This is a genomic window from Streptomyces sichuanensis, assembly GCF_020328095.1.
GTDB classification, from domain to species: Bacteria; Actinomycetota; Actinomycetes; order Streptomycetales; family Streptomycetaceae; genus Streptomyces; species Streptomyces cinnamoneus.
In genome coordinates this window covers 25210-42346 of record NZ_JAIXMK010000069.1, presented here as the reverse complement: position 1 = coordinate 42346, position 17137 = coordinate 25210, and the positions used below count along the sequence as shown (strand labels likewise).

Annotated in this window: 15 protein-coding genes; 7 read left to right on the top strand and 8 right to left on the bottom strand. The window is 71.2% G+C overall.

What is annotated here, in order from left to right; genetic code table 11:
* Window positions 1–155 precede the first annotated feature (155 nt).
* From LE181_RS20150 to LE181_RS20135, 4 genes are all read left to right on the top strand, one after another.
* A complete protein-coding gene (locus tag LE181_RS20150; RefSeq protein ID WP_225662710.1) occupies window positions 156–1121 on the top strand; it encodes a tetratricopeptide repeat protein in 966 nt (321 codons plus the stop codon).
* Window positions 1122–1693: 572 nt separating this feature from the next.
* A complete protein-coding gene (locus LE181_RS20145; RefSeq protein WP_225662709.1) occupies window positions 1694–2314 on the top strand; it encodes a DUF6230 family protein in 621 nt (206 codons plus the stop codon).
* Between the two features lie 111 nt (window positions 2315–2425).
* Window positions 2426–2908, top strand: coding sequence for a DUF6114 domain-containing protein (locus LE181_RS20140; protein ID WP_225662708.1), 483 nt, complete (start codon window positions 2426–2428; stop codon window positions 2906–2908).
* The gene (locus tag LE181_RS20135; protein WP_225662707.1) at window positions 2898–4262 is read left to right on the top strand and encodes a hypothetical protein; all 1365 of its coding nucleotides are present in this window, start codon (window positions 2898–2900) and stop codon (window positions 4260–4262) included. The genes LE181_RS20140 and LE181_RS20135 overlap by 11 nt, the downstream gene beginning before the upstream one ends.
* An 84-nt stretch (window positions 4263–4346) precedes the next feature.
* Here the strand turns inward: LE181_RS20135 and pyk are convergent, their stop codons facing one another.
* From pyk to pta, 3 genes are all read right to left on the bottom strand, one after another.
* The gene (gene pyk, locus LE181_RS20130) at window positions 4347–5771 is read right to left on the bottom strand and encodes a pyruvate kinase (protein WP_225662706.1); all 1425 of its coding nucleotides are present in this window, start codon (window positions 5769–5771) and stop codon (window positions 4347–4349) included.
* Window positions 5772–5843: 72 nt separating this feature from the next.
* Window positions 5844–7055 carry an acetate kinase gene (locus tag LE181_RS20125; RefSeq protein WP_225662705.1) on the bottom strand — a complete coding sequence of 404 codons (1212 nt, stop codon included), beginning with the start codon at window positions 7053–7055 and terminating at the stop codon, window positions 5844–5846.
* A gap of 162 nt (window positions 7056–7217) precedes the next feature.
* On the bottom strand, window positions 7218–9314 hold the full coding sequence (pta, locus tag LE181_RS20120; protein WP_225662704.1) for a phosphate acetyltransferase: 2097 nt from the start codon (window positions 9312–9314) through the stop codon (window positions 7218–7220).
* Between the two features lie 221 nt (window positions 9315–9535).
* On the opposite strand from pta, the gene LE181_RS20115 reads away from it, so the two are divergent.
* On the top strand, window positions 9536–10561 hold the full coding sequence (locus LE181_RS20115; RefSeq protein WP_225662703.1) for an ATP-dependent 6-phosphofructokinase: 1026 nt from the start codon (window positions 9536–9538) through the stop codon (window positions 10559–10561).
* A gap of 101 nt (window positions 10562–10662) precedes the next feature.
* Here the strand turns inward: LE181_RS20115 and LE181_RS20110 are convergent, their stop codons facing one another.
* Together LE181_RS20110 and LE181_RS20105 are read right to left on the bottom strand one after the other, a co-directional pair.
* Window positions 10663–13206: an ABC transporter permease gene (locus tag LE181_RS20110; RefSeq protein ID WP_225662702.1), complete on the bottom strand. Its 2544-nt coding sequence runs from the start codon at window positions 13204–13206 to the stop codon at window positions 10663–10665.
* 39 nt (window positions 13207–13245) lie between these two features.
* On the bottom strand, window positions 13246–14028 hold the full coding sequence (locus tag LE181_RS20105) for an ABC transporter ATP-binding protein (RefSeq protein WP_225662726.1): 783 nt from the start codon (window positions 14026–14028) through the stop codon (window positions 13246–13248).
* Between the two features lie 264 nt (window positions 14029–14292).
* Between LE181_RS20105 and LE181_RS20100 the strand changes: the two genes are divergently transcribed.
* Both LE181_RS20100 and LE181_RS20095 read left to right on the top strand, forming a co-directional pair.
* On the top strand, window positions 14293–14595 hold the full coding sequence (locus LE181_RS20100) for a hypothetical protein (RefSeq protein WP_225662701.1): 303 nt from the start codon (window positions 14293–14295) through the stop codon (window positions 14593–14595).
* Window positions 14592–14990, top strand: a complete 399-nt coding sequence (locus LE181_RS20095; protein WP_225662700.1) for a PIN domain-containing protein — start codon at window positions 14592–14594, stop codon at window positions 14988–14990. Before LE181_RS20100 ends, LE181_RS20095 begins: the two co-directional genes overlap by 4 nt.
* Before the next feature lie 9 nt (window positions 14991–14999).
* Here LE181_RS20095 and LE181_RS20090 read toward each other — a convergent pair whose 3' ends face one another.
* The 3 genes from LE181_RS20090 to LE181_RS20080 all read right to left on the bottom strand — a co-directional run bounded on the left by LE181_RS20090 (window position 15000) and on the right by LE181_RS20080 (window position 17129).
* Entirely contained in the window at window positions 15000–15836 is an 837-nt protein-coding gene (locus LE181_RS20090; protein ID WP_225662699.1) for a carbohydrate ABC transporter permease, read from the bottom strand.
* A gap of 150 nt (window positions 15837–15986) precedes the next feature.
* The gene (locus LE181_RS20085) at window positions 15987–16493 is read right to left on the bottom strand and encodes a hypothetical protein (protein ID WP_225662698.1); all 507 of its coding nucleotides are present in this window, start codon (window positions 16491–16493) and stop codon (window positions 15987–15989) included.
* A gap of 213 nt (window positions 16494–16706) precedes the next feature.
* Window positions 16707–17129, bottom strand: a complete 423-nt coding sequence (locus LE181_RS20080; RefSeq protein ID WP_225662697.1) for a CBS domain-containing protein — start codon at window positions 17127–17129, stop codon at window positions 16707–16709.
* Window positions 17130–17137: the final 8 nt, after the last annotated feature.

Genomic DNA, 17137 nt, shown 5'->3' with positions numbered 1-17137 from the left:
AGATCACCGGGAAGGCTTGCCCCGGGAGGGGGGCTTCCAGTTACGCTACGACCCGTAGCGTAAGAGCGACAACCACGGACGCCAGGTGGGGACCCGGCGTCATTGCCCACGCTGCATTTTTCCGGTTCGCCCGGGCGAGGGGGGAGGATGGGCCCATGCAGCCACGGAACATGTCCATGAGTGGAGTGGTCGACCTCGCCGCGGTGAAGGCGGCCGGCGAAGCGAAGCAGAAGGCGGAGCAGGCGCGCGCGGAAGCGGCGCGCCACGGCGGCGTGCCGGCCGCCGGTGCGGGCCGTCTCGTCTTCGACGTCGACGAAGCGGGTTTCGACCAGGAAGTCCTGCAGCGCTCCGCCGAGGTGCCGGTCGTCATCGACTTCTGGGCCGACTGGTGCGAGCCGTGCAAGCAGCTCGGCCCGCTGCTGGAGCGGCTGGCGCAGGAGTACGCGGGCCGGTTCGTGCTCGCCAAGGTCGACGTCGAGGCCAACCAGCTGCTCTTCCAGCAGTTCGGCGTGCAGTCCATCCCCGCCGTCTTCGCGGTGGTCGCCGGCCAGGCGCTGCCGCTCTTCCAGGGCGCGGCCCCCGAGGCGCAGATCCGCGAGGTGCTGGACCAGCTCGTCGCGGTGGCGGAGCAGCGCTTCGGCATCGTCGGCGCGCCCGTCGCTGGCGGCGAGGCGGCGGAGGCCGCGCCGCAGGCCCCGGCCGGCCCGTACGACTCGGCCCTGAGCGCCGCGCACGAGGCGCTGGACGCCGGTGACCTGGGCGGCGCCGTGCGCGCCTACGAGAACGTCCTGTCCGACGACCCGGCCAACGCCGAGGCCAAGCTGGGCCTGGCGCAGGCCCAGCTGCTGCGCCGCGTGCAGGACATGGACGCGGCGCAGGTGCGCAAGGCCGCCGCGGACGCGCCCGGCGACGTGCCGGCGCAGATCGCGGCAGCCGATCTCGACCTGGTCGGCGGGCACGTCGCGGACGCCTTCGGGCGGCTGATCGACGTCGTGAAGAAGTCGGCCGGCGAGGACCGCGACGCGGCCCGCGTGCGGCTGCTGGAGCTGTTCGAGGTGATCGGCCCCGACGACCCGCGGGTGGCGGCGGCGCGCACGGCGCTGTCGCGCGCGTTGTTCTGAGGGACCCCGTTCCACCTGGGTCCCAGGCGGAACAACCGCCGCGCTTTACCAAATCTTGGCAATCGCGGCCCCTGTTACTGCAAGTAAGAAGAGCCCGGGCGTTCGCCCGGGTTCTTCTCGTTTTCTTCGCTTCTTTCCGGGCACGCTGCGGCACCGCCTCCCGGAGGGTCGATGCGGACCGGCCACCCCATGGTTATCGGCCCGTTACTCGCCAGTAATCAACCTCTTGTGCCCCGGCCGTGAATGCATCACGATCGGCCCAGCCCGGTCCGTTCCGCGTTCCGGCCATCCGGCCGGCATGTCGTGACGGGTCCCCACCGGGTCGGCCGGCGCGCCTGCGCCGGCTTGTGGGACAGGGGGGTCCCCGCCGCCAACGGCGGGGCCTGTTCCGGCGGTTGCGCGAAGGCGTGGCCAGTGGTTGTCGCTCGGGGGTGAACGCCGGTGATGCATCGGGCGCGATCGGCGCCGTCGCACACGACGGCGCTCTCCTTCCCGAGGACGTAGCGCTTCTCCCATCCCGGGAGCGGGCCCCGGCCCCTCCCGGAGGTGTACGTCCGAGAAGGAGGAAAGTCGTGAAGTCCCAGACTCGTGGTGGGACCAGATGGCGGCGGTTCGCCGTGGTCATGGTGCCCAGCGTCGCGGCGACGGCCGCGATCGGCGTGGCCATCGCCCAGGGCGCCCTCGCGGCGTCGTTCAGCGTTTCGGGCCAGCAGTTCCAGGTGAAGGCCGAGAGCCTGCATGGCTGGGGATTCGTCCAGTACGGCGCGGTCGACAAGACCAAGAAGGGCGACAAGCCCGTCGCGGTGGTCGGCATCAACACGGCCAAGATCACCAAGCTCTGTCAGGCCGTGACCGTCCCCACCCCGTTCGGCGAGGTGGGGATGAAGCTGGAGGCCGGCAACGACAAGCAGGTCGAGGCGACCAAGCTCTACATCGACGCCGACGACCTCAAGGCCAACGCCAAGTTCACCAACGTGGACATCGGCGTCTCCGTCAGCGACACGTCCAAGGGTCCCGGCCCCGCCAAGCCGGGCGAGGACAACCGGGGCGCGTACGTGCCCGGCTCCTTCGCCCAGCAGGCGGACGAGGTGGAGTTCACCGACGTCGACCAGCGAGCCTGGGCGACCTCGGCCGGAACGTTCACGCTCCCCGGTCTGCACATGGGCGTCAGCATGGGCGCCGCCAAGTGCTGACCCCCTCGATGCACTGAACGGCCGGGCGCGGGGCGGCACTTGGCGTCCCCGTGCCCGTACCGTTCGTCGCACACGTACCACCGATTCGCCAGTCCCGAGGAGCTGTACACCATGAGCGCCGACACGCGACCACGGCTGATCGTCAACTTCGGCCGCACCCGCCGTTCGTTCTGGGACTGGCGGGGCCGACGTCCGTTCTGGGGCGGGCTGCTCTGCATCCTGGCCGGCGTCCCGATCATGTACATCCCGTACCAGACCATGACCCTGGGCGACCTGCACATCCGCATGGCCACCACGGCCGGCGCCGGCTCGCTGATCATCGGCGTGCTGCTCGTCGTGCTCGGCCTGACCCTGTGGTTCCAGCCGCAGTCGAGGGTCTTCGCCGGGGTCGCCGCGATCCTGCTCGCCCTGGTCTCCCTGGTCGTCTCGAACTTCGGCGCCTTCCTCATCGGCTTCCTCCTCGCCCTCATCGGCGGGGCCCTCGGCGTCTCCTGGGCGCCGGGCCGGCCGGCCGTCGCCGCCGTGCCGTCCGCCGCCACCGCCACCGGGCCGAGCCCGGTCGAGGACATCGACGGGGGCCGCCGTGCCGACTGAGGAAGAGCCCACCACCCGTGCGAGATGCGGCCCGCGCCACGCGGCGCCCCGCAAGCCCCTGCTCTCCCGGGTGCCCGCGGGCAAGGCGATAGCCCTCGCGGCGATGCCGACCGCGGTCCTCATGGGCATGGGCTTCACCCCGACGCTGGCCGAGGCCAAGCCGGTGGTGCCGCCGGGCCCGTTCGGCGACGCGCAGTGCGCGACCGCGCCGGACGCGGCCGCTGACACCGACGCCGCGGGGAAGCCGGTGCCCAAGGCGGACGACGCGAGCCCCGGCGCCGAGCCCGCACCGCAGGACGGATCCTCGCCGGCCGCGCCGGGCACGGCGGGCGAGGGCAAGGACAGTGCTGCGAGCCGGGGTCGCGAGCCCTCCGGCTCGCCGGCCGCGGTGCCCCTGCCCGTTCCGCTGCCGAAGACCGGGACGACGACCGGCACGACCGGCACGACGACCGGGTCCGCGCCCGTCGTCCCGCCCGCCGCGCCGTCGGCCTCCCCCTCGCCGTCGGCCACGCGGGCGAAGAACCCGCTGGATCCCCTGGGCCTCGGGGACAAGCTGAGCGATCTCCTGAACGGCGGGCGGAAGGTTTCTCCTTCCCCGTCGACGTCACCGTCGCCGCCCACGCCGCCCGCCGGGCCGTCCCCGGCCGCGTCGCCGTCGGCCGGTGGCTCGTCGGCCGGTGGTCCGTCGTCGGGTGCGGCCAAGGGCAAGGCACCCGCGGCCACGCCGTCCCCGGGGGCCCCGTCCACGCCGTCCCCCGGAGCGTCCGCCAAGGAGCCCGGCGCGCCCGGCGCAACGCCCTCGGCCGGGCCGTCGGGCACTCCGTCGCCGGGCGCCACCGCGAGCCCGGGCGCGACCCCCGGCACGCCGCCGCCGTGCCCGCCCTCGCGCGTCGTGGACGAGAACGAGAAGCGCGCCTTCCCCAACCAGCCCTGGTACCTGGAGGCGAGCAGGCTCACCCTCAAGGGCCTGACCTACGAGGGCGTCAAGCGGATCACGATGGTGAACGGCCAGCAGAAGCCGGTGCTGAAGTTCACCGCGGACGCCCTGGAGATCAGGGACCTGCACCAGATCGTCAACAACCAGGGGAAGCAGTACCACGTCACGGGCGTGGGAACGACGTCCACCGTTTCGGCCGGGAAGATCACCATGTACACGGAGGAGCTGAAGGGCAAGCTCCTGGGCATCCTGCCCTCGACGCAGTCGCCCTCCAGCCTTCCCCCGCTGATCCCGGGTGTGAAGCTGCCGATACCGATCTTCTTCACGGACGTGAAGATCCGCCAGTCCGGCCAGTACGGCGGGACGCTGCACATCCCCAACCTGCACCAGTACCTGACGGACGGCACGTACCCCTGATCAGGAGCTCGCCCGGCTTCCCGGGCGGGAAAAGGACAACGGCCGCCACCCCGCAGGGGGTGGCGGCCGTCGTGCTGCGCGAACCTAGCGGTTCTCGCCCAGGTGGTGCACCCGGACCATGTTGGTGGTGCCGGGGATGCCGGGCGGGGAGCCGGCCGTGATGATCATGGTGTCGCCCTCGTTGTAGCGCTTGAGCTTCAGCAGCTCGGCGTCCACGAGGTCGACCATGGCGTCGGTGTTGTCGACGTGCGGCACGACGAAGGTCTCCACGCCCCAGCTCAGCGCCAGCTGGTTGCGGGTCGAGGCGTCCGTGGTGAAGGCCAGGATCGGCTGGGCCGTGCGGTAGCGGGACAGGCGGCGGGCCGTGTCACCGGACTTGGTGAAGGCGACCAGCGACTTGGCGCCCAGGAAGTCCGCGATCTCGCAGGCCGCGCGGGCGACCGAGCCGCCCTGCGTGCGCGGCTTCTTGCCCGGGACCAGCGGCTGCAGGCCCTTGGAGAGCAGTTCCTGCTCGGCGGCCTCGACGATGCGGGACATCGTCTTGACCGTCTCGATCGGGTAGGCGCCGACCGAGGACTCGGCGGAGAGCATGACCGCGTCCGCGCCGTCCAGGATCGCGTTGGCGACGTCGGACGCCTCGGCGCGGGTGGGGCGCGAGTTGGTGATCATCGACTCCATCATCTGGGTCGCGACGATCACCGGCTTGGCGTTGCGGCGGCACATCTCGATGAGGCGCTTCTGCACCATCGGGACGCGCTCCAGCGGGTACTCCACCGCCAGGTCGCCACGGGCCACCATCACACCGTCGAAGGCCATGACGACCTCGGCCATGTTCTCGACGGCCTGGGGCTTCTCGACCTTGGCGATCACCGGCACCCGGCGGCCGACCTCGTCCATGACGCGGTGGACGTCGTTGACGTCCTTGGCGTCGCGGACGAAGGACAGCGCGACCATGTCGCAGCCCATCGCGAGCGCGAACTTCAGGTCCTCGATGTCCTTCTCGGACAGCGCCGGGACGTTCACGGCCGCGCCGGGCAGGTTGATGCCCTTGTGGTCGGAGATGACGCCGCCTTCGATGACGATCGTCTTCACGCGGGGGCCGTCGACCTCGGTGACGCGCAGCTCGACGTTGCCGTCGTTGATCAGGACCTGGTCGCCCTTGGTGACGTCACCGGGCAGGCCCTTGTAGGTCGTGCCGCAGATGGTGCGGTCGCCGGGGACGTCCTCGGTGGTGATGGTGAACTCGTCGCCGCGCACCAGCTCGACGGGGCCGTCCGCGAAGGTCTCCAGGCGGATCTTCGGGCCCTGCAGGTCGGCGAGGACGCCGACCGCGCGGCCGGTCTCCTCCGCGGCCTTGCGGAGGCGGATGTACCGCTCCTCGTGCTCCGCGTGGGTCCCGTGGCTCATGTTGAAACGGGCCACGTTCATGCCGGCCTCGATCAGCGTCTTCAGCTGATCGAAGGAGTCGACGGCGGGGCCCAGGGTGCAGACGATTTTGGAACGGCGCATGGGGCAGATCCTATCGGTTTGTTTCGGAGCGGAATATTCGAGCTGTGGGAACGACCAAGGAATGATCGTGGATCAAGAGCTGACCAGCGCGTACGTCTGAGTGGCGATCTCCAGCTCCTCGTCGGTGGGCACCACGGCCACCGCGACCCGGGCGTACTCGGGGGAGATCAGGCGCGCCTCGCCGGAGCGGATGCCGTTGAGGCCGGCGTCCACGACCAGGCCCAGCTCCTCCAGGCCGGCCACGGCCGCCTCGCGCACCGGAGCGGCGTTCTCGCCGACGCCCGCCGTGAAGGCCACGGCGTCGACCCGGCCGAGGACCGCGTAGTAGGCGCCGATGTACTTCTTCAGCCGGTGCACGTAGATGTCGAAGGCGAGCGCAGCCTGCTCGTCGCCCTCGTCGATGCGCCGGCGGATCTCGCGCATGTCGTTGTCGCCGCACAGTCCGATCAGACCGCTCTTCTTGTTCAGGAGCGAGTCGATCTCGTCGACGGACATCCCGGCGTTGCGGGAGAGGTGGAGGATGACCGCCGGGTCGATGTCACCGGAACGGGTGCCCATGACCAGGCCCTCCAGCGGGGTCAGGCCCATGGAGGTGTCGACGCAGCGGCCGCCGCGGACGGCGGAGGCGGAGGCGCCGTTGCCCAGGTGCAGGACGATGACGTTGACCTCGGACGGGTCCTTGTCCAGCAGCCGGGCCGTCTCGCGGGAGACGTAGGCGTGCGAGGTGCCGTGGAAGCCGTAGCGGCGGATCCTGTGGGCGTCGGCGGTGTCGGCGTCGATCGCGTAGCGGGCGGCGGACTCCGGCATCGTCGTGTGGAAGGCGGTGTCGAAGACCGCGACCTGCGGCAGGTCGGGGCGCAGGGCCTGCGCGGTGCGGATGCCGGTGATGTTGGCCGGGTTGTGCAGCGGGGCCACCGGGATCAGCCGCTCGATCTCCGCCAGCACCTCGTCGGTGATCACGGTCGGCTCGGTGAACTTCTGGCCGCCGTGCACCACGCGGTGGCCGATCGCGGCCAGCTCCGGCGAGTCCAGGCCCAGCCCGTCGGCGGCCAGTTCCTGCGCGACGGCCTGCAGCGCGGCGTCGTGGTCGGCGATGGCCTCCTCGCGCTCGCGCTTGGCGCCGTCCGTCGCGAGCGGGGTGTGCGCCAGCCGCGAGGTCTCCTCGCCGATGCGCTCGACCAGCCCGACGGCCAGCCGGGCACCGTCGGCCATGTCGAGGAGCTGGTACTTCAGCGAGGACGAGCCGGAGTTGAGGACGAGGACTCGGGTGGCGTTGGCAGTCATCAGGACTTTCCGGGTTGTGGAGCGTGTGGGGGTGTGTGGGGCGTGCCGGGTGCGGCGCGGGGACCGCGGGCCCGGCGTCCGGCCCCCGGCCGGCCGCAGGGGCCCGGCGGGCGCGTTGCCCGCCGGATGCCCGTACGGCCGTACGGACGCCGGACCGGACGGTCAGGGTTCCGTGCGCTCGCTGCGCTGCTCGCCCTGCGCCTGGATGGCGGTGATGGCGACGGTGTTGACGATGTCCTGCACCAGCGCACCGCGCGAGAGGTCGTTGACCGGCTTGCGCAGGCCCTGCAGGACCGGGCCGACCGCGACGGCGCCGGCCGACCGCTGCACGGCCTTGTAGGTGTTGTTACCCGTGTTGAGGTCCGGGAAGACCAGCACGGTGGCCTTGCCGGCCACCTCGGAGCCGGGCAGCTTGGTCTTCGCCACCGCCGCATCCACGGCGGCGTCGTACTGGATCGGGCCCTCGACCTTCAGGTCCGGGCGGCGCTCGCGCACCAGCTCGGTGGCCTTGCGGACCTTGTCCACGTCCGCGCCGGAGCCGGAGGTGCCGGTGGAGTACGACAGCATCGCGATCCGCGGTTCCACGCCGAACTGGGTGGCGGTCGCCGCGGACTGGATGGCGATGTCCGCGAGCTGCTCGGCGTTCGGGTCGGGGTTGACCGCGCAGTCGCCGTAGACCAGGACCCGGTCGGCCAGGCACATGAAGAAGACGGAGGAGACGATCTGGGCGCCCGGCGCCGTCTTGATGATCTCGAAGGCAGGGCGGATGGTGGCGGCGGTGGAGTGCACCGCGCCGGAGACCATGCCGTCGGCCAGGCCCTCCTGGACCATCAGGGTGCCGAAGTAGGAGACGTCGGCGACGACGTCGTGGGCCAGCTCGACGGTCATGCCCTTGTGGGCGCGCACCTTCGCGTAGAGCTCGGCGAAGCGCTCGCGCAGCGGCGAGGTCTGCGGGTCGATGAGCTGGGCGCCGCCCAGGTCGATGCTCAGCTCGGCGGCGCGCTTGCGGATCGCGTCCTCCTCGCCCAGCAGGATGAGGTCGCACACGTCACGGCGCAGCAGTACGTCCGCGGCGCGCAGCACGCGCTCCTCGGTGCCCTCGGGCAGGACGACGCGGCGGCGGGCCGAGCGGGAGCGCTCGATCAGCTCGTGCTCGAACATCATCGGCGTGACGCGGCCGGAACGGGCCACCGAGATGCGGTTCGTCAGCGCCGCGGTGTCCACGTGCCGCTCGAACAGGCCGAGGGCGGTCTCCGCCTTGCGCGGCGAGGCCGTCTCCAGCTTGCCCTCGACCGCGAAGAGCTCGGCCGCGGTCGGGAAGGAGCCGCCCGGCACCGAGACGACCGGCGTGCCCGGCGCCAGCCGGCCGGCCAGCGCCAGGATGTCCGGGCCCGGCCGCTCGTCCAGGGTCAGCAGCACGCCCGCGATGGGCGGGGCGCCGGCGCTGTGCGCGGCGAGCGCGCCGACGATCAGGTCGACGCGGTCCCCGGGGGTGACCACGAGGCAGCCCTCGGTCAGCGCGGGCAGGAAGACCGGCAGCATGGCGCCGCCGAAGACGAAGTCCTTCGCGTCGCGCGAGAGGCCCGCGTCGTCGCCCAGGAGCACCTCGGCGCCCAGCTTCTGCACGATCTGCCGCACGGTCGGCGCGGAGAGCGAGCCGTCCTCGGGCAGCGCGTAGCAGGGCACCGGCAGCGTCGCGGACAGGCGCTCGGCGATGGCCTCGCGGTCGGCCGGTGCGACGCGGTTGACGACGAGGGAGACCACGTCGCAGCCCAGCGACTCGTAGGCGCGGTAGGCGTTGACGGCCTCGGCCCGCACGGACTCGGCCGACTGCTCCTGGCCGCCGACGACCGTGATCACGGATGCGGCGAACTCGTTGGCCAGGCGGGCGTTCAGGGCGAGCTCGTCGGGGAGGGTCGTGCCGGCGAAGTCGGTGCCGAGGACGAGCACGTACTCGTAGTGGCGGGCCACCGCGTGGAAGCGCTCGACGAGGCGGGAGACCAGTTCGTCCGTGCCGCGCTCGGCCTGCAGGGCGGCCGCCTCGTTGTAGGTCAGGCCGACGACGCTCTCCGCGGTCTGCGCCAGCCGGTAGCGGGAGCGCAGCAGGTCGAAGAGGCGGTCGGGTCCGTCGCCGTGGAAGAGGGGGCGGAACACGCCCACCTTCTCCACGTGCCGGGTCAGGAGCTCCATGACTCCCAGCTCGATGACCTGACGCCCGTCGCCCCGGTCGGTGCCGGTCACGTACACGCTGCGCGTCACGCGTGCTCTCCTTGATGCCCTAGTGCTTCGCCGAGTGTTCTTCGGACTGTTATTCGGAAGAAATTAGACCCGTTAAGGTGGCCTTGCCCTCTTGACAATACCTGCGACCGTGGATAAGGCGCGCGTCAAGGGGGTGATGGCGGAGTACCGCACTACCGCCCGGCCCGTGAAAGAATCGGTCCGGCTCACAGGTACCAGTAGCGAGCAGGAGACACAGCACGATGCGCATCGGAGTCCTCACCGCGGGCGGAGACTGCCCTGGCCTGAACGCTGTCATCCGTTCGGTGGTACACCGGGCGCTTGTCGGCCACGGCGACGAGGTCATCGGCTTCGAGGACGGCTTCAAGGGGCTGCTCGAAGGCCGCCACCGCAAGCTCGACCTGGACGCCGTCAGCGGCATCCTGGCCCGTGGCGGCACCATCCTCGGCTCGTCCCGCCTGGAGCGCGCCCGGCTGCGCGAGGCGTGCGAGAGCTCCAAGGAGCTCGCCCGCGACCTCGGCATCGACGTGCTGATCCCGATCGGCGGCGAGGGGACGCTCACCGCGTCCAAGATGCTCTCCGACGCGGGCCTGCCCGTCGTCGGCGTCCCCAAGACCATCGACAACGACATCTCCTCCACGGACCGCACCTTCGGTTTCGACACCGCCGTGGGCGTCGCCACGGAGGCCATCGACCGCCTCAAGACCACTGCCGAGTCCCACCAGCGGGTGATGGTCGTCGAGGTCATGGGCCGCCACGCCGGCTGGATCGCCCTGGAGTCCGGCATGGCCGGCGGCGCCCACGGCATCTGCCTGCCCGAGCGCGCCTTCGACCCGGCCGACCTGGTGAAGATGGTGGAGGAGCGCTTCGCCCGCGGCAAGAAGTTCGCCGTCATCTGCGTCGCCGAGGGTGCCCACCCCGCCGAGGGGACCATGGACTACGCCAAGGGCGCCATAGACCAGTTCGGCCACGAGCGCTTCGCCGGCATCGGCACCAAGCTCGCCGGCGAGCTGGAGCGCCGCCTGGGCAAGGAGGCCCGCCCGGTCATCCTCGGCCACGTGCAGCGCGGCGGCACGCCGACCGCGTACGACCGCGTCCTCGCCACCCGCTTCGGCTGGCACGCCGTCGAGGCCGCCCACCGCGGCGACTTCGGCAAGATGACCGCGCTGAAGGGCACGCACATCGAGATGGTGCCGCTGGCGGACGCGGTGACCGAGCTCAAGCGCGTCCCGGAGAACCGGATGAACGAGGCGGAGTCGGTCTTCTAGTCCGTACTTCTCCGCGGGCCTTCTCCGCGAGAGTGTGACGGAAGGGCGGTGGGTCCCCTGGACCCACCGCCCTTCCGCGTCCGCGCTCCCCGGGGCGGGGCTCACTGCGCCCCGATCGCCTCCAGCGCGTCGAGCTTCGCCGCCCGGCGGGCCGGCCAGACCGCGGCCAGGACGCCCACCGCGAGCGCCAGCAGGAGGAACACCCCGATCCGGCCCCACGGCACGACCATCGCGTACTGCGGGAAGGACGAGCGCAGCAGGTGGCCGCCGGACCAGGCGAGGAACACGCCGACCGCGACGCCGAGCACCGCGCCGAACAGCGCGATCACCACGGCCTCCAGCCGGACCATCTGCTTGACCTCGCGGCGCGCCAGGCCGATCGCCCGCAGCATCCCTATCTCCCGCGTCCGCTCGAAGACCGACATGGCCAGGGTGTTGACCACGCCGACGACCGCGATGACGACGGCCATGCCCAGCAGCCCGTACACGAGGTAGAGGACGTCGTCGATGTCCCCGGCCTCGGCGCGGCGCAGGTCGTCCTGGCTCTGGACCTTGACGACCGGGTTGCCGCCGAGCGCCTCCTTGATCGTGCGGGGGAGGCCCCCGGCCCGGCCGGGGGCGGCCTTCACCAGCACCTGGTCGTCGCGCACCTTCTCCAGGTGCGGATCCAGGAGGGCGGGTGCGGTGAGGACGGAGGACAGCACGTCGTTGTCCCGGTAGACGGCCGCGACGCGCGGGGCGGCCTTCTTCCCGTCGGCGAACTCCATCGGCAGCGTGGCACCGGGCCTCAGGCCGTGGTCCTTCGCGAACGTCTCGGAGACCGCGACGGCGGCGGTGCCGCGCACGTCGGAGAGGGAGCCGCCGGCCATGCGGACGTCCGTCACCTCGGCGACGGCCGCGACGTCCGTGGCGAGGGCCGTGGCCGGGCGGTCGCCCGACCGGAAGCCGGCCGAGCGCAGCGGAACGGCCGCGGCGACCCCGGGCCGGCCGGCGAGCGTTCCGGCGATCTCGGGGGAGAGGCCGAGGTGGCTGGAGGAGCTCACCTTGTAGTCGGCCGTCAGGTCCTTCATGCCCATCGTGGCCATGCCCCGGTCGGCCGAGACGGCGGCCACGGTCAGGCCGGTGAGCAGCGTCAGGCCGATCATCAGGGCGGACGCGGTGGCGGCGGTACGACGCGGGTTGCGCAGCGCGTTCTCCCGGGCGAGCTTGCCGCTGATGCCGGAGAGGCGGACGGCGAGCCTGCCGAAGAGCTTCACGAACGGGCGGGAGAGCAGCGGGGCCAGGACGATGACGCCCGCGAGGGTGAGCGCCGAGCCGGCCATGGCGTACGTCAGGCCCTTGCTGTCCTTGAACGTGGTGACGTACAGCATGAGCGCCACGCCGGCACCGGTGAGGACCGCGCCGATGGCGTTGCGCAGCACCAGGCTGCGCACGGCCGGTGCCTGGTCGACGGCGGCCAGGGCCTCGACCGGCGCGATCCGCGCGGCCTTGCGGGACGGCAGCCACGCCGCGAGCACGGTCACCACGACGCCGACGCCGAGCGCGGACAGCACGGAGGCCGGTTCGACGACCAGCGGGCCGTCCGGCAGGCCGGCGCCGGTGGAGTTGAGCACCGAGCGCAGACCGGTGGCGATGCCGAGCCCCAGGGCGAAGCCCACGGCGGAGGCGATCAGGCCCAGCAGCCCGGCCTCGATCAGCACCGAGCGCACCACCTGGCGGCGGGAGGCGCCCACGGCCCGCAGCAGGGCGATCTCGCGGCTGCGCTGGGCGATGAGCATGGTGAAGGTGTTGGCGATGATGAAGACGCCGACGAAGAGGGAGATGCCGGCGAAGACCAGGAGCGTCTTGCGGATCGAGCTCGTCTGCTCGTCGATCATCCTGGACTCCGTGGCCGCGAGCTGCTTCCCGCTGCGGGCCTCGAAGGACGGCGGCAGCATCCGGCGGACGTCGGCGGTCAGCTTCTGCTGGTCGGTGCCGGGGGTCGCGGAGACGACGAGCTCGGTGAACTCGCCGGGCCTGCCGAAGAGCTTCTGCGCGGTCGTGGTGTCGAACAGCGCCAGGCCGGCGCCCGCGCTCACCCGGGGGTCGTCGGACCGGACGGTGCCGACGACCTTCTTGGTCATGACCGGGCCGTCGACGGCCATGCGGACGGTGCCGCCGACCGTGACGCCGAGCTTCCCGGCGGTCCTCACGTCCAGGGCGATCTCGCCCTCGCTCGCGGGGCCACGGCCCTTGACCAGCGGGTAGCGGCTGTCCTTGCCGTCCTTGCCGGGTACGTAGTTGGCGCCGTCGCTGCCCCAATCGCCGCCGACGGGGTCGCCGTGCCGGTCCGCGATCACGGGGGTGCCCGTGACGGACGGGCGTACGGAGGCGACGCCCGGCAGGGCGCCGATCCGCCGGACCATCCCGGAGTCGAGGACGCTCCGGTCCTCGGCGTCGGCGCCGAGGCCGGGGCGGCCGCCCCCGGTGACGGAGACGGCGACGTCGTCGAGGCTCTTGGCCATCCGGTCGCGGTAGGCGCTGCCGACGGAGTCGCTGAAGACGAGGGTGCCGGAGACGAAGGCGGTGCCGAGGAGGACCGCGAGGGCGGTCATCATCAGCCGGGTCTTGTGCGCGAGGAGGTTGCGCAGGGCGGTACGGAACATGGTGGCTGGGTCAGTCCTGAGGTTCGAGTCCGGCGGGGATCAGCTCGTACGGCCCTTGGCGTCGGAAGCGGGGGTCCGGTGGTTCCCCCCGGGAAATCGCCGCATGCGGTCGAGGACGGCGTCGGCGGTGGGCTCGCGCATCTCGTCGACGATGCGGCCGTCGGCGAGGAAGACGACGCGGTCGGCGTACGAGGCGGCGACCGCGTCGTGGGTGACCATGACGACGGTCTGCTGGAGCGCCCGTACGGACTCGTGGAGGAAGCCCAGCAGCTCGGCGCCCGAGCGGGAGTCGAGGTTTCCGGTCGGCTCGTCCGCGAAGATGATCTCCGGCTGGGCGGTGAGCGCACGGGCCACGGCCACGCGTTGCTGCTGGCCGCCGGAGAGCTGGCTCGGCCGGTGGGCGAGGCGGCCGGAGAGGCCGAGCGTGGTGACGACCTGCTGCAGCCACTGCGGGTCGGGCTTGCGGCCCGCGATGTCCATGGGGAGCGTGATGTTCTCCAGGGCGCTGAGGGTCGGCAGCAGGTTGAACGCCTGGAAGACGAAGCCGATCCGGTCCCGGCGCAGCTCGGTGAGCTGCCGGTCGCCGAGCGAGCCCAGTTCGACGTCGCCGATCCGGGTGGAGCCGGAGGAGATGGTGTCGAGTCCGGCCATGCAGTGCATCAGCGTCGACTTGCCGGAGCCGGAGGGCCCCATGATCGCGGTGAACTCGGCCCGGCGGAACTCCACGGAGACCGAGTCCAGCGCGGCCACGCGCGTCTCGCCCTGCCCGTAGACCTTGCTCAACGCGGTGGCGCGGGCGGCGACGACGCCGGAGCGGGGGATGTGGGGAACGGCGTGGGGAGCCGGGTACGACACGGGGTCTCCTCCGGGAGGGGAACGGGGGGAGGGCGGAATCAACGGTTCCCATCCTTGTGGCGGGCGACCCGCGAAACGTCAGCCGGAGGGCCGGAAAGCGGCGTCGGACTGTGGGGCTGCGGGGCTACGGCCGCGTAGTCCTTGAGACGGACGGCGTCATCCCGGGGATGCAGCGGTAATCCTTAGGGGAACGGGCAGCGCTTGTCGATGTGGATGTTCTATGGTGCAAGCATGGCCATCACGACGATTCAGGTCACACGGGAGACCCGCGATCACCTCGCCGAACTCGCCAAGGAACGCGGCTTGACCCTCGGCCAGCTGGTCGAAGCCCTGGCCGCGGAGCAGCCGACCGCCGCCCAGCGTGCCGAGCGGCTTGCCGCCGACCGGGAACACGCGCGCAGGGTGATCGGCATTGACATCAGCGACGAGGAGTTCGACCGGGCACCCGACATCCTCGGCAACATCTACAAGATCGCCGCCGAGAAGGCCCGGGTTGCCCGGAACGCCGCGGAGAACCGGGGAGCCGCTGCGTGATCATCCTTGACACCAGCGCGGTCAAGGCGGTCTTCCGTGGTCACAAGACACTGAACATGCTCGCCGGCAACATGGCCCGCACACCCGGCGATCGCCTGATCATTCCTGCGCTGTGTCTCATGCAGGCTGAAGCGGACGAGGAGAACGCCTCCCGCCCTGCTCTCTCGTACTCCTCTGTCGTCGTGGATCCCCTCGACACCGTCGCCGCCGTCAGCGTCGGCAAGATGATCCGCGACGGTTACGGCGGCCCGGATACCTGCCATGCCCTGTACTGCGCCCTGCCGCGAGCCGAATTCACCGGCATGTCGATCCTGCTGACCGGCAACGAGGGCTCCTACCCGCCCGGCGTGGTCACCGTGAACATCGACTCGCCCGGCATGCTGGGCTTCGGCTGATCCATTCCTTCACCCCTTGACCGCACCGCCGAGCGTGAAGCCTCCGGCGAGGCGGCGTGAGATGAGCGCGTACAACAAGACCACGGGTGTGGAGTAGAGGATCGAGAAGGCAGCGAGCTGGCCGTAGGCCACCTGCCCGTAGTTCCCGAAGAACGTGAAGACCGTGACCGATGCGGGCAGCTGGTCGGGGGAGAGCAACAGCATGAACGGCACGAAGAAATTCCCCCAGAGCAACGCGAAGGAGTAGGTCGACACGACGGCGACACCGGGCCCCATGAGGGGCAGCACGATGCGAGTAAGTGTCTGGAGCCATCCAGCACCGTCCGTCCAGGCGGCCTCCTCCAAGGACTTCGGGACGCCGTCCATGAAGTTCTTCATCAGCCATACGGCGAAGGGGAGTTGGGTCGCGGACATGAAGATCGCGGTGCCGTACGTCGTGTCGATCAGGTTGATCTGTACGAACAGCCCATAGACCGGCACCATCACGGCGGTGATCGGCAGGCAGGCTGTGAAGAGAAGTGTCAGCAGGTACGGGCGGTTGAAACGGGTCCGGAAGCGCGACAAGGGGTAGGCCGCGAGCGAGGCGCATGTGACGGTAAGGATCGTTGCGCTACCGCACAGCACCAAGCTGTTGACCATCGGCGTGAAGGTGATGTCGTCCGTCAGCACTGCCGAGAAGTTTTGGAACGTCGGGCTTTCCGGGGCACTCATCCGCAGGCCGGCCTTCGAGTCCACGGACGCGAACAGCAGCCACAAGAGTGGTGTGGCGAAGGCAGCGACCACTACGAGCAGTGCGGCGTCGGCGGCCAGCCGATGACGGGTGCGGCGGACGAGGAGCGGGCGCATGGCACCTCCGGGCGCGACGTGCGCGGACAGCCATGGCGAGGGTAGCGCGTGGCGGGTGCGAGGAGCATGGGGCCGGCTCGCGGAGGGTTCATGGAGTGCCTCGCCGAGGGCCCGGCAGCGCTTCGCTACCGGACCGTTCCGGGGCTCTGGTCAGTTTTTCGGGCAGAGGTTGGCCCGCACCGCGATGAGGATCTGCTCGGTTTGCTCGGTGGTGACCTGCGTTGCTCCGGAGAATCGTTTCTGCGTGAGAGATACGACCTTGGCGTGGTCGTTGGGGAACGAGTGGATCGTGCCGCAAGTGTCGCGGCCACGGCTTACCGCTCTGTCTTCCTTGCCGCCGACGAGTGCGGGTGAGATCGCACTCAGGGCGCGGATGTAGGCGGCCTGAGTGGCGGCGTCCGGCTTGGGCGGGATGCCGGCGGGGGTAGCGGCGTTCGTGGGTGCCGTCGGCGCAGGGGGCGCTGTGGTGGCGGTCGTCGGGGCTGGTGGCGGCGTGTTCTTCGAGTTGGTGCTGCCATCCTTGTCGCTGCCGCATGCGGTGAGGCCAGCGGTAGCGAGGACGACGGCGAGTAAGGCAGTGGTGCGGCGGTTCACGGTGGTTCTCCCCTGACCGGTGGACATGATCGCCTCATCCTGCGCATGCGTACGCTCCGCCACAAGGGGGGAGCGTGGCGGGATGACGGCGCGATCCTCTTGCACACACCGTGAGACGGCGGCGGCGTACGGCGAGCACGCCGAGGCCGGTGTGTGCGCAGCAGCCGTTCGGTGCCGACCGGCCGCACGCCCGTGCCAGTGGCCGGCGGGCGCGTGCCGGTGGTGTCGGCCCCCGGGCCGTGCGTCCGGTCCGGCCCGGGCTACGGGGCCCCGCGTTCAGCGGGCCGGGGAGTAGATGTGTCCGGCGAATTCGGCGACCTGGGCGTCGGGGAGGTGGCGGGCCAGGTCCGCCTCGCTGATCATGCCCACCAGGCGCTTGTTCTCGATCACCGGCAGTCGGCGGATGCGGTGGCTCTCCATTTCGTGCAGGACGTCCTCGACGTCCGCGTTCGCGTCGATCCAGCGCGGGGTGCCCTCGCACAGGTCACCGGCCGTGCACCGGGACGGGTCGTGGCCCTTCGCGAGGCACTTCACGACGATGTCGCGGTCGGTGATGATGCCGCACAGGCGGCCGGTGTCGTCGCTGACCGGCAGGGCGCCCACATTCAGCATCTGCATCACCTGGGCCGCGCGGGGCAGTGTCTCGTCGCGGGTTATCCATTGGGCGCCCGGGTGCATGATGTCCTTTGCCTTGGTCATGGTCTGCC